The sequence below is a fragment of the Pseudomonas sp. Marseille-Q0931 genome (assembly GCF_940789645.1).
Classification (GTDB): domain Bacteria; phylum Pseudomonadota; class Gammaproteobacteria; order Pseudomonadales; family Pseudomonadaceae; genus Aquipseudomonas.
Genome location: NZ_CALNWT010000007.1, coordinates 190,654 through 203,765, shown reverse-complemented (window position 1 = coordinate 203,765; position 13,112 = coordinate 190,654). Strand labels below are relative to the sequence as shown.

General features: G+C 64.7%; 11 protein-coding genes. All 11 read left to right on the top strand.

From position 1 onward, the window contains the following. The first annotated feature begins 65 nt into the window (after positions 1-65). The 11 genes from P3C50_RS13475 to P3C50_RS13425 all read left to right on the top strand — a co-directional run bounded on the left by P3C50_RS13475 (position 66) and on the right by P3C50_RS13425 (position 13,062). A complete protein-coding gene (locus P3C50_RS13475; protein ID WP_275546392.1) occupies positions 66-1,052 on the top strand; it encodes a bile acid:sodium symporter family protein in 987 nt (328 codons plus the stop codon). A gap of 75 nt (positions 1,053-1,127) precedes the next feature. Next, a complete protein-coding gene (locus P3C50_RS13470; RefSeq protein ID WP_275546391.1) occupies positions 1,128-2,189 on the top strand; it encodes a PA0069 family radical SAM protein in 1,062 nt (353 codons plus the stop codon). A 62-nt stretch (positions 2,190-2,251) separates the two neighbouring features. Further along, a complete protein-coding gene (locus tag P3C50_RS13465) occupies positions 2,252-3,157 on the top strand; it encodes an AraC family transcriptional regulator (RefSeq protein WP_275546390.1) in 906 nt (301 codons plus the stop codon). A 227-nt stretch (positions 3,158-3,384) separates the two neighbouring features. Beyond that, complete coding sequence (locus tag P3C50_RS13460) at positions 3,385-4,695, top strand: ABC transporter substrate-binding protein (RefSeq protein ID WP_275546389.1); 1,311 nt, start codon at positions 3,385-3,387, stop codon at positions 4,693-4,695. 220 nt (positions 4,696-4,915) lie between these two features. After that, a complete protein-coding gene (locus P3C50_RS13455; RefSeq protein ID WP_275546388.1) occupies positions 4,916-5,848 on the top strand; it encodes a carbohydrate ABC transporter permease in 933 nt (310 codons plus the stop codon). 9 nt (positions 5,849-5,857) lie between these two features. Beyond that, a complete protein-coding gene (locus P3C50_RS13450; protein WP_275546387.1) occupies positions 5,858-6,691 on the top strand; it encodes a carbohydrate ABC transporter permease in 834 nt (277 codons plus the stop codon). A gap of 15 nt (positions 6,692-6,706) precedes the next feature. Next, positions 6,707-7,810 (top strand): ABC transporter ATP-binding protein, encoded by a 1,104-nt coding sequence (gene ugpC / locus P3C50_RS13445; RefSeq protein WP_275546386.1) that lies wholly within the window; start codon positions 6,707-6,709, stop codon positions 7,808-7,810. A 28-nt stretch (positions 7,811-7,838) separates the two neighbouring features. Beyond that, positions 7,839-9,314 carry a mannitol dehydrogenase family protein gene (locus tag P3C50_RS13440; RefSeq protein ID WP_275546385.1) on the top strand — a complete coding sequence of 492 codons (1,476 nt, stop codon included), beginning with the start codon at positions 7,839-7,841 and terminating at the stop codon, positions 9,312-9,314. Positions 9,315-9,317: 3 nt separating this feature from the next. Then, entirely contained in the window at positions 9,318-10,817 is a 1,500-nt protein-coding gene (gene xylB / locus P3C50_RS13435) for a xylulokinase (RefSeq protein WP_275546384.1), read from the top strand. Between the two features lie 392 nt (positions 10,818-11,209). Then, positions 11,210-12,157 carry a carbohydrate kinase family protein gene (locus P3C50_RS13430; protein WP_275546383.1) on the top strand — a complete coding sequence of 316 codons (948 nt, stop codon included), beginning with the start codon at positions 11,210-11,212 and terminating at the stop codon, positions 12,155-12,157. A gap of 176 nt (positions 12,158-12,333) precedes the next feature. Further along, entirely contained in the window at positions 12,334-13,062 is a 729-nt protein-coding gene (locus tag P3C50_RS13425; protein ID WP_197858873.1) for a carbonic anhydrase, read from the top strand. Positions 13,063-13,112: the final 50 nt, after the last annotated feature.

The window sequence follows — 13,112 nt, the reverse complement described above, 5'->3', positions numbered from 1 at the left end:
GTTAGTCGGAAATCCTCGATGACGATAATGTGGCGACCTTCCGTATCGCAAGCCCGAGATTCGCCATGTTCCTGCGCCGCCTGTTACCCGATGCCTTCACCATGACCCTGCTTGCCGTGGTACTCGCCGCCACGCTGCTGCCTGCCAGCGGCCAGATCGCGACGATCTTCGAGTGGATCACCAACCTGGCCATCGCCCTGCTGTTCTTCCTGCATGGCGCCAAGCTGTCGCGCCAGGCGATCATCGCCGGGGCCGGGCACTGGCGCCTGCACCTACTGGTGTTCTCCTGCACCTTCATCCTCTTCCCGCTGCTCGGCCTGGCCCTCAAGCCGGCGCTGGAGCCGTTGCTGGGCAATGAGCTGTATCTGGGCATGCTCTACCTGTGTGCCCTGCCGGCCACCGTGCAGTCGGCCATCGCTTTCACCTCGCTGGCACGCGGCAATATCCCGGCAGCCATCTGCAGTGCGGCGGCCTCCAGCCTGCTCGGCATCTTCGTCACCCCGCTGCTGGTGGCGCTGCTGATGGGCGTGCAGGGCGACAGTGGCTCGACCCTCGACGCCATCGGCAAGATCAGCCTACAACTGCTGCTGCCGTTCGTACTCGGGCAGATCGCCCAGCGTTGGATCGGCGCCTGGGTGACTAAGAACAAGAGCTGGCTGAAATACGTCGACCAAAGCTCGATCCTGCTGGTGGTCTACACCGCCTTCAGCGCTGCGGTGATCGGCGGCCTGTGGCAGGAGGTGCCGCTGCTCACCCTGCTGGCCGTGACCTTCGCCTGCTGCGTATTGCTGGCCCTGGCGCTGGTGCTGACCCATTTGCTCGGCAAATGGCTGGGCTTCAGCCTGGAAGATCGCATCACCATTCTCTTCTGCGGTTCGAAGAAGAGCCTGGCCACCGGCGTGCCCATGGCGCAGGTGCTATTCGCCGGCGGCGCCATTGGCGTGCTGATCCTGCCGCTGATGCTGTTCCACCAGATCCAGCTGATGGTCTGCGCGGTGCTGGCGCAGCGTTATGCCAAGCGTGAGGAGACGCCGCAGACCGCGGCAGCTTGATCGCCTCGCGACAGAAGGGACTTGCTCGAACGACAAATAGCTGTATTTTTATACAGTATATTTTGGAGTCCGAGCATGTCCGCCAGCCAGCCGCCACGAGGCCGTGGCACCGCCAGCAATCCGCACAATCGCTTTGCGCCGACGCGCTCGGAGCATGAAGACGATGGCTGGTATCAGGAAGAGACGCCCCTGAGCCGCGCCACCGAAGTGCGCAAGGAAAAGGCCAAGACCGCGATCACCCACAACAACTCACCGGACGTCGGCTTCGACCGTTCGGTGAATCCCTATCGCGGCTGCGAACACGGTTGCATCTACTGCTTCGCCAGGCCGAGTCATGCTTATTGGGACCTGTCGCCGGGCATCGACTTCGAAACCCGGCTGATCGCCAAGACCAACCTGGCCGAGCGCCTCGAAGAACAGTTGCAGAAGCCCGGCTACGTAGCGCAGCCCATCGCCCTGGGCATCAACACCGACGCCTACCAGCCGATCGAACGCGAACAGCGCCTGACCCGCCAGGCGCTGGAGATTCTGCTGCGTTACAAGCATCCGCTGCACATCATCACCAAGGGTTCGCTGATCCTGCGTGACCTCGACCTGCTCAGCGAGCTGGCCAGCCATAACCTGGTCAGCGTGGCCTTCAGCCTGACCACCCTGGACGACGAGCTGAAACACATCATGGAGCCGCGCACTGCGGCGCCTGCCGCCCGCCTGCGTGCCATGCGCACGCTGCATGAGGCCGGCGTGCCGGTGAGCGTGATGTGCGCGCCGATGATTCCGATGATCAACGACATGGAGCTTGAGCACCTGCTCGAAGCCGCACGCGATGCCGGTGCACGTTCGGCGGGTTACGTGCTGCTGCGCCTGCCGCTGGAGATCGCCGAACTGTTCGAACAGTGGCTGCAGGCGCATTTTCCCGACCGCGCCGAGCATGTGATGAGCCTGATTCGCCAGAGCCGTGGCGGCAAGAACTACGACAGTCGCTTCGGCAGCCGCATGCGTGGCGAGGGCCAGTTCGCCGACCTGCTGCAGCAGCGTTTTCGCCTGGCGCGGCGCAAGCTCGGCCTGGATCGTCGCGACAGTTTTACGCTGGACTGTTCGCAGTTCTGCCCGCCAGGTGCGCAATTGAGCCTGCTCTGACTTGGCCGCGCCGCTCGATATGTTAAAACGTGGTGACTCTAGGCATTGACCGACGAAGCCCCATGACCCGTACAGCCCGCGTAGCCGACCCGTCCTACGAACTGATGGACGACCACGAAGGCCATTCGCTGATCTACCGCCAGCACGGCTTTCCCTCGCCGCTGGTGCGCTGGCACTTCCACAAGGAATACGAGCTACACCTGATCGTCGCCAGCTCGGGCAAGGTGTTCATCGGCGACTACATCGGCAACTTCTCGCCCTACACACTGTTTCTCACCGGCCCCGGCCTGCCGCATAACTGGATCAGCCAGGTCGAAGACGGCGAAGTGGTCGAGACCCGCGACATGCTGGTCAATTTCACCGACGAAGTACTGGAAAGCGGCACCGCGGTGTTCGCCGAACTGAAAAGCCTGCAGCCATTGCTGGCCCGCGCGCAATTCGGCATCGAATTTCGCGACCCGCAGGTGATTCGCCAGGCCGCCGCTCTGCTCGGCAAGATCGCCAGCAGCCGCGGCATCAGCCGCCTGGGCCACTTCTTCATCCTCATGGAGCTGCTAGCCGGCAGTGAGGACTACCAGCTGCTCTCGGCCGTGACCTCCTCCGAGTTCGGCGACGAGCAGCATGTCGAGCGCATCAACCGCGCGGTGGACTACATCTTCCAGCACTACGCGCAGGGCATCAGCCAGGAAGAGGTCGCCGACTACCTGGGCATGACGCCCACCTACTTCTCGCGCTTCTTCAAACAGGCCACCGGCCGCGGCTTCGTCGAGTTCGTCAATCGCCTGCGCGTGAGCAAGTCCTGCGAACTACTGAGCAAGAGCGACAAGCCGGTGACCGAGGTGTGCTTCGAGTCTGGCTTCAGCAACATTTCCAACTTCAATCGCCGCTTCCAGCAGCTCAAGGGTATGACGCCCACGGGCTATCGCAAGCTGGTGGTGCAGCGCCTGACCGAGCAAAACCTGTACTGATTCGGCGGTTGCTTCTGCTGCCTGCATCGCGGCGACCGCTCTGCCAAGCAGTTTTCATCCGCGTTCGCGCTATGTTCCAGCGGACTCTCAAGTGCAAAAAAGTATCGATCACTGTGCGCTCTAGGATTTGTCCGCGCGAGTCTGCGGGGGTGTAATCGAGCCCGAGCGAAACAAAAACAATAACGTTCTTCCGTAGCCGAACCGGCGCGGGAGAGGAGTTCACAAGCATGAACAACGCGATCAAAGCCCTCGTTGCAGCCTCCTGCCTGTCCCTCACCGCGGTCGCCCAGAGCGCCGAAACCCTGACCATCGCCACGGTCAACAACAGCGACATGATCCGCATGCAGCGCCTGGCGAAAACCTTCGAAGAGCAGAACCCGGACATCAAACTCAAGTGGGTGGTGCTCGAAGAGAACGTGCTGCGCCAGCGTCTGACCACCGACATCGCCACCCAGGGCGGCCAATTCGACGTGCTCACCATCGGCATGTACGAAGCGGCGCTGTGGGGCGAGAAAGGCTGGCTGGAGCCGATGACCGAGCTGCCGGCCGACTACGACCTCGACGACGTTTTCCCCTCGGTGCGCGAAGGCCTGTCGGCCAAGGGCACGCTGTATGCCCTGCCCTTCTATGCCGAAGCCTCGATCACCTACTACCGCACCGACCTGTTCGAACAGGCCGGCCTGACCATGCCCGAGCGGCCGACCTGGGATCAGCTCGCCGAGTTCGCCGGCAAGCTGCATCAGCCGGACAAGGGAGTCTATGGCCTGTGCCTGCGCGGCAAGGCCGGCTGGGGCGAGAACATGGCGCTGATCACCACCCTGGCCAACGCGCACGGCGCGCGCTGGTTCAACGAGCAGTGGCAGCCGGAGTTCACCGGCAGCGAGTGGAAGAACGCGCTGAACTTCTATGTCGACAACATGAAGAAGTACGGCCCGCCGGGCGCTTCCAGCAACGGTTTCAATGAGAACCTGGCGCTGTTCAACAGCGGCAAGTGCGCGCAGTGGGTCGATGCCAGCGTGGCCGGCTCGTTCGTCACCGATGAATCTCAGAGCAAGGTCGCCGACTCGGTCGGCTTCACCTTCGCGCCGACTCAGACCACCGAAAAGGGCGCGTCGTGGCTGTACTCCTGGGCACTGGCGATCCCCACCAGCTCCAAATCCAAGGAAGCGGCCAAGACCTTCAGCGCCTGGGCGACCTCCAAGGCCTATGCCGAGCTGGTGGCCGAGCGCGATGGCGTGGCCAACGTACCGCCAGGCACCCGCGCCTCGACTTACAGCGATGCCTACATGCAGGCGGCGCCGTTCGCCGAGGTCACCCTGGATTCGCTGAAGCAGGCCGACCCAGCCAACCCCAGCGCCAAGCCGGTGCCCTACGTGGGCATCCAGCTGGTGACCATCCCCGAGTTCCAGGCCATCGGCACCAGTGTCGGCAAGCTGTTCGCCGCCGCGCTCACCGGCCAGATGCAACCTGACCAGGCGCTGCAAGCCGCGCAGCAGAGCACCGAGCGGGAAATGAAGCGCGCCGGCTATCCCAAGTAGAGAAGCCGCTTTCCCGTAGGGTGGGTTAGCGCCGCGTCCAATGACAGCCCAGACGCCGCGATGACAGCGCGGCGCGTAACCCACCAGGCGATAGTCGGCGTTGCACCAATGGTGGGTTACGGCGCCATCTTGAGCGAGAGGCGCCAGAGTATCCCGACAAGACGCCTAACCCACCCTACGGACCGCGTCTGTCACCACGACACTGCCTTTCGGAGGCACCATGAACACCTCGGCCATCGACACCCCTGCTGCACAGGTCAGCACCCCAGGCGAGCGCAAGCCGCGGCGTCTGGCGCCCGGCTGGTTTCTGGTCAGCCCGTCGGTGCTCCTGCTGCTGATCTGGATGATCGTGCCGCTGGGCATGACCGTCTATTTCTCGCTGATCCGCTACAACCTGCTCTACCCCGGCGAGAACGACTTCGTCGGCCTGGAAAACTTCGAATACTTCGTCACCGATGCCGCCTTCCTCTCCGGCGCCGGCAACACCGTGCTGCTGGTCGGCAGCGTGCTGCTGATCAGCGTGGTGTTCGGCGTGCTGATTTCCGCCTTGCTGGAGGCCAGCGAGTTCTTCGGCCGCGGCATCGTGCGGGTGCTGCTGATCTCGCCGTTCTTCATCATGCCCACGGTCAGCGCGCTGCTGTGGAAGAACCTGATCTTCCACCCGGTATCGGGGATTCTCGCCGCTGTCTGGCAGTTCTTCGGCGCCCAGCCGGTGGACTGGCTGGCGCACCACCCGCTGTTTTCGATCATCCTGATCGTGTCCTGGCAGTGGCTGCCGTTCGCCATCTTGATCCTGATGACCGCCATGCAGTCGCTGGATCAGGAACAGAAGGAGGCCGCGCGCCTCGACGGCGCCGGCCCCATCGCCATCTTCTGGCACCTGACCCTGCCACACCTGGCACGGCCGATCGCCGTGGTGGTGATGATCGAAACCATCTTCCTGCTCTCGGTATTCGCCGAGATCTACACCACCACCAGCGGCGGCCCGGGTTACGAATCGACCAACCTGGCCTACCTGATCTACACCCAGGCGCTGCTGCAGTTCGACGTCGGCATGGCCTCGGCCGGCGGGCTGATCGCCGTGGTCATCGCCAATATCGCCGCCATCGTGCTGATCCGCATGATCGGCAAGAACCTCACCGAGCGGCAGTAGGAGCGCAGCATGCTGACCCTGAAACAGTCCCGCCGCCTGCAGAGCCTGGTCATCGGCATCCTCGCCTGGGCCATCGCCGCGCTGATCTTCTTCCCGATTTTCTGGATGGTGCTGACCAGCCTGAAGACCGAGATCGACGCCTTCGCCACGCCGCCGCAGTTCATCTTTACGCCGACGCTGGAGAACTACCTGCACATCAACGAGCGCAGCGACTACTTCGCCTTCGCCTGGAACTCGGTGCTGATCTCCGTCTCGGCGACGCTGCTGGGCATGCTCCTGGCCGTGCCCGCCGCCTATTCCATGGCCTTCTTCGAGAGCAAACGCACCAAGGGCACGCTGCTGTGGATGCTGTCGACCAAGATGCTGCCGCCGGTGGGCGTGCTGGTGCCGATCTACCTGCTGGCCAAGCAGTTCGGCCTGCTCGATTCGCGCCTGGCGCTGATCATCATCTACACCCTGATCAACCTGCCGATCCTGGTGTGGATGGTTTACACCTACTTCAAGGACATCCCGGTGGACATCCTCGAAGCCGCGCGCCTCGATGGCGCCACCACCTGGCAGGAGATCGTCCGCGTGCTGCTGCCGATCGCCCGCGGCGGGCTGGCCTCGACCATGCTGCTGTCGCTGATCCTGTGCTGGAACGAGGCGTTCTGGTCGCTCAACCTGACCAGCTCCGCCGCCGCCCCGCTGACCGCGCTGGTGGCCTCCTACTCCAGCCCCGAGGGATTGTTCTGGGCCAAGCTTTCCGCCGTCTCGACCCTGGCCTGTGCGCCCATCCTGATCTTCGGCTGGATCAGCCAGAAGCAACTTGTCCGCGGCCTGTCCTTCGGCGCAGTGAAATAACGGGAGAACTCCGACATGGCTGATCTGAAGATCCGCAACCTGAAAAAAGGCTTCGACGGCACCGCGATCATCAAGGGTATCGACCTGGACATCCGCGACCGCGAGTTCGTGGTCTTCGTCGGCCCGTCGGGCTGCGGCAAATCCACCCTGCTACGGCTGATCGCCGGGCTCGAAGAGGTCAGCAGCGGCCATATCGAGCTCGACGGCAAGGACATCACCGACGTCGCCCCGGCCAGGCGCGACCTGGCCATGGTGTTCCAGACCTACGCGCTGTACCCGCACATGACGGTGCGCAAGAACCTCTCCTTCGCCCTCGACCTGGCCCGGGTCGGCAAGCAGGAAGTCGAGGAGAAGGTGGCCAATGCCGCGCGCATCCTGCAACTGGAGTCGCTGCTCGAGCGTAAACCCAAGCAGCTCTCCGGCGGCCAGCGCCAGCGCGTGGCCATCGGCCGTGCCATCGTGCGCAACCCGAAGATCTTCCTGTTCGACGAGCCGCTGTCCAATCTCGACGCCGCCCTGCGCGTGCAAACGCGCCTGGAGCTGGCGCGGCTGCACAAGGACCTGCAGGCGACCATGATCTACGTGACCCACGACCAGGTCGAAGCCATGACTCTGGCCGACAAGGTGGTGGTGCTCAATGGCGGCCGCGTCGAGCAGGTCGGCTCGCCGCTGGAGCTGTATCACCACCCGGCCAACCTGTTCGTCGCCGGCTTTCTCGGCACGCCGAAGATGGGCTTTCTGCGCGGCACGCTGCACAAGGCCGGTGCCGACAGCTGCGAGGTGCAGTTGGAGTGCGGCACGCATCTGACGCTGCCGCTGTCCGCCGCCGGCCTCAGCCAGGGCAGCAGCGTAACCCTGGGCGTGCGCCCCGAACACCTCAACGTCGTCGCCGCCGATACCGGTCGCCTGCAGGTGACCGCCGACGTCAGTGAGCGCCTGGGCAGCGACACCTTCTGCCACGTGCGCTGCGCCTCGGGCGAGATGCTCACGGTGCGCGTACGCGGCGACTTCGCACCGCGTTATGGCGACGCCCTGACGCTGGACTTCGACGCGGCGCACTGCCACCTCTTCGATGCCGATGGCCAGGCCATCGCCAAACCACTGCAGCAGGCCGCCTGACGCCGCGCTCCAATACGGGATTCTTCGGATGAAGCTCAATCGCCAGCAACTCTCCCAGCTGGGCGGCGCTATCGCGCTGCCCCGCTACACCCCGGACATGATCCGCACCGGCATTGCCCACATCGGCGTCGGCGGCTTTCACCGCGCGCATCAAGCCGTCTACACCGATGCCCTGATGAACCGGGGCCTGGCGCTGGACTGGGGCATCTGCGGCGTCGGCGTACGCAGCGAAGACCGCGCCATGCGTGACGCTCTGGCCAGCCAGGACCATCTCTACACCTTGGTCGAACTGGGCGATGAGCCGAACCTGCCGGTGCGGGTGATCGGCGCGATCACCGATATGCTGCTGGCCGAGGAATCGCCGCAGGCGCTGATCGACAAGCTGGCCGACCCGGCGATTCGCATCGTCTCGCTGACCATCACCGAGGGTGGTTACTGCATCGACGACAGCACCGGCGAATTTCTCGCCGAGCTACCCGCTATCCAGCACGACCTGCGCCACCCCGAATCGCCGCAAAGCGTCTTCGGTTTTCTCTGCGCGGCCCTGGCCAAACGCCGCGCCGCCGGCACTCCGGCCTTCACCCTGATGTCCTGCGATAACCTGCCGCACAACGGCGACGTCACGCGCAAGGCGCTGCTGGCATTCGCCCACCTGGCCGATCACGAGCTGGCCAGCTGGATCGACCATCACGTGAGCTTCCCCAACGCCATGGTCGACCGCATCACGCCGATGACCAGCGCCGCCCACCGCCAGCAACTGGCCGAACAGCATGGCGTCGAGGACGCCTGGCCGGTGGTCTGCGAGCCCTTCGTTCAGTGGGTGTTGGAGGACAAGTTCGTCAGCGGCCGCCCAGCCTGGGAAGAGGTCGGCGTGCAGTTCACCGATGACGTCACGCCCTACGAGGAAATGAAGCTCAAGCTGCTCAACGGCAGCCATCTGGCGCTGACCTACCTGGGTTTTCTCAAGGGCTATCGCTTCGTTCACGAGACCATGAACGATCCGCTGATGCGCCGATACGTGCGCACCTTCATGGACCTGGACGTCACCCCACAACTGGCGCCGGTGCCGGGCATCGACCTGGACCACTACAAGGACACGCTGATCGAGCGCTTCTCCAACCAGGCCATCGCCGATCAGCTCGAACGGGTCTGCTCGGACGGCTCGTCGAAGTTTCCCAAGTTCATCGTGCCGACCCTCAACCGCCTGATCGAAGACGGTCGGCCACTGGAACGCGCGGCCCTGGTGGTCGCGGCCTGGGCGTTGTATCTCAAGGGCGTCGACGAGACCGGCGCGCACTATCGCATCCCCGATCCGCGCGCCGAGTTCTGTCAGGCGCTGGTGGCCGACGACGACCAGGTGCGCGAGCGGGTGCTCGGCGTCGAGGCGATATTCGGCACCGCCATCCCGCAGTCGGAAGCGTTCATCGCGGCCTTCGAGCTGTGTTACGACAGCCTTCGCAAGCTGGGCGTGACCCGCACCCTGCAGACCCTGCTGGGCGACTGAGCCATGTACCTCGGCATCGACTGCGGCACCCAGGGCACCAAGGCGCTGATACTGGATGCCGATAATGGCCAGGTGCTCGGTGCAGGCAGCGCCAGCCACACGCTGCACAGCGGCGCCAATGGCCGTCGCGAACAGCAGCCCCAGCAGTGGCTGGACGCTTTCGAGCAGGCGACGCGTCAGGCGCTGGCGGCTGCGGGCATCGGCGGCGAGCGGATTCTGGGTATCGGCGTTTCCGGCCAGCAGCATGGCCTGGTGCTGCTCGACGAACAGGGCGCGGTGCTGCGCCCGGCCAAGCTCTGGTGCGACACCGAATCGACTCCGGAAAACCAGCGCCTGCTCGATCACCTCGGCGGGGAAGCCGGTTCGCTGCAACGCCTCGGCGTGGCCATCGCACCCGGCTACACGGTGTCCAAGCTGCTCTGGACCCGCGAGCAGCACCCCGATGTGTTCGAGCGCATCGCCCATATCCTGCTGCCCCACGACTACCTCAACCACTGGCTCACCGGCCGCGCCTGCAGCGAGTACGGCGACGCCTCCGGCACGGGCTACTTCGATGTGCGCACGCGCAGCTGGGATGTCGAGCTGCTGAATTTCATCGACCCCAGCGGGCGCCTGCAGCGCGCACTGCCGGAGCTGATCGGCCCGGATCAGCTGGTGGGCCGCATCCGCCCACAGGTCGCCCGGCAATTGGGGCTGAACCCGGACGCCGTGGTGGCCAGCGGCGGCGGCGACAACATGATGGGCGCCATCGGCACCGGCAATATCCGCCCCGGTGCGATCACCATGAGCCTGGGCACCTCCGGCACGCTCTACGCCTACAGCGCCCAGCCGACGATCAGCCCACACGCGCAGGTCGCGACCTTCTGCTCATCGAGCGGCGGCTGGCTGCCGCTGATCTGCACCATGAACCTGACCAGCGCCAGCGGGCTGATCCAGCAATTGCTGGAGCTGGATATCCACAGCTTCGCCGAGCTGGTCGAGCGCTCGCCCATCGGCGCCGAGGGCCTGTTGCTGCTGCCGTTCTTCAACGGTGAACGAGTGCCGGCGCTGCCGACGGCGCGCGCCAGCCTGCTGGGCATGGACAGCGACAACCTGACCCGCGCCAACCTGTGCCGCGCGGTGGTCGAGGGCACTGCCTTCGGCCTGCGCTACGGGCTCGACCTGCTGCGCGCCAGCGGTCTGCAGAGCGAAACCATTCACCTGATCGGCGGCGCAGCGAAAAGCCCGGTCTGGCGCCAGGTGATCGCCGATATCATGGGCACGCCGCTGGTCTGCCCGCAGCACACCGAAGCCGCCGCCCTGGGCGCAGCGATCCAGGCTGCCTGGTGCCTGACGCCTGGCGACGATCGCCAGGCGCAGCTGGCCGCACTGTGCGAGCGCTGCGTGCAGCTCGATGCCAGCACGCACACCCAACCGGATGCTGCAAGCACCGCGCAGTACGAGGCGGTCTATCAACGCTATCGCGAGCAGGTCAGCCGGCTTGCAGAGGGTAATTCGAAGTGAGAGCAGCGCTGACGGTGAAAGCCGGTTTGCAAAACAGCTTTTCGTAGGAGCCCCGCCCCGGAGCGTAATGCTGTTCACTTAAGGCTGTACGCGCCTGGCTCCCCTCTCCCATTTATGGGAGAGGGGCTGGGGGAGAGGGCTGTAAATGCCGCAAAACTGCCAGCTCCCCCCTCGCCGAACACGGCCCGCCCTAACCCTCTCCCCGAAGGGGCGAGGGGACTAATCGCGTCCGACCGCTTCTTATATGAACGGCATTACGCCCTAGGGCTAAGTTTTTCCAGTCCGCGCCGCCCTGGTTCGCAGCGGGGCGCCGCTCCTACAGCTCGGTGCATCGGGGCTTGAATGAAGCGGGTGGTTTTTAAATGTGCCCTTGAATCGATACGGAGATGAATATGTACCTGGTCTGTGGCGAAGCACTGTTCGACGTGTTTATCCAGAACGACGGCGGGCGTAGCAACGAGTTGGCCTTCAAGGCCATCGCCGGCGGCTCGCCGTTCAACGTGGCGCTGGGCTTGCGCCGCATGGGCGCCGACTCGGCGCTGTTCACCGGGATTTCCTCGGACAGCCTCGGCCAACACCTGCGCCAGGTGCTCAGTGATGAGGGCGTGAGCGATGCTTACCTGATTGCCAGCGATGCGCCGACCACCCTGGCGATGGTCGGCGTGGACGCCAGCGGCTCCCCGCGATACTCCTTCCGCGGCGAAGGCTGCGCCGACCGCCAGTTGCGCACCGAGCACCTGCCAACGCTCGATGATCAAGTGCGCGGCGTGCATGTCGGCTCCTTCTCGCTGGTGGTGGAGCCGGTGGCCAGCACGCTGCTGCAGCTGGTGCAGCGCGAGCACCCGCATCGCCTGATCAGCCTCGACCCCAACGTGCGTCTCGGCCCGGCGCCGGATGTCGCCCTTTGGCGAGAGCGCGTAGAGACCTTCGCCCGCCATGCACACCTGATCAAGGTCAGCGAAGAGGATCTGCAATTGCTGTATCCCGAGCGCGACCCGCAACAGGTCGCGGCAAGCTGGCTCAACGAACGCTGCCAGTTGGTGTTCCTCACTCAGGGCAGCGCAGGCGCCAGCGTCTACAGCCGCCACGGGCACAGCTCGGCGCCGGCCGTGGCCGTGCACACCCGCGATACCGTCGGCGCCGGCGATACCTTCCAGGCGGCGCTGCTCGCCTACCTGGCGCGGCACCAGCTGGACAGCGTCGAGGCGCTGGCAACGCTGAGCCGTGAGCAGATCGACGCCATGCTGAACCAAGCGATCGCAGCCGCCGCGCTGACCTGCTCGCGGGTCGGTCCCGACCTGCCCTACCTGCATGAACTGGAGCGGCAAAGCGCGCGTTGAGCGGGGCACAGGACGCCCTGTGCGGCACGCCATATCGGTAAACCGACACCGGGCACCAACTGCATGAACCTACCGGTTGTCGCGCCTGCGAGCGCGGGCGACACTTGCGTGTGACTCGCACCCCGCTGCGGCTGTCGTTTTAGCAGCGTATTTTCGATAACAAAGAGGTTCAGGGCATGCCTTACAAACATCAGGTGATTCCGCTTCAGGCCCATGAGGGCAACGAAACCGCCGATCAGGCGCTGCACAGCATCGTCGAGGGCTTCAAACGCTTTCGCAACGAGGTATTCCCGCAGCAGGAAGAGCTGTTCAAGAAGCTCGCCACCGCCCAGAACCCACGCGCCATGTTCATCACCTGCGCCGACTCGCGCGTGGTGCCGGAGCTGATCACCCAAAGCTCGCCGGGCGACCTGTTCGTCAACCGTAACGTTGGTAACGTCGTACCGGCCTACGGGCAGATGATGGGTGGCGTATCCACCGCCATCGAGTACGCGGTGATGGCTCTGGGTGTGCAGCACATTATCGTCTGCGGGCACTCCGACTGCGGCGCGATGAAGGCGGTACTCAACCCGGCGTCTCTGGAAAGCATGCCCACGGTAAAGGCCTGGCTGCGCCACGCCGAGGTCGCGCGCAGCGTGGTCGCCGAGAATTGCAACTGCAGCAACAACCAAGAAGCCCTGGAAGTGCTCACGGAAGAGAACGTGGTGGCGCAGCTCAATCACCTGTGCACGCACCCGTCGGTGGCAGCCAGGCTGGCGCGCGGTCAGCTGTTCATCCATGGCTGGGTGTATGACATCGAAACCAGCCAGATCAAGGCTTACGATGCCGAGCTGGGCAGCTTCCTGCCGCTCGATGGCGATAAGGTACCGATGGCCACGCCGCGCGCACGTTTTCCTCAGGAGTGAAACGCGCCGGCCGGAGCTCAGGCTCCGGCCGGCTGAAAGGAGAAGGCCAT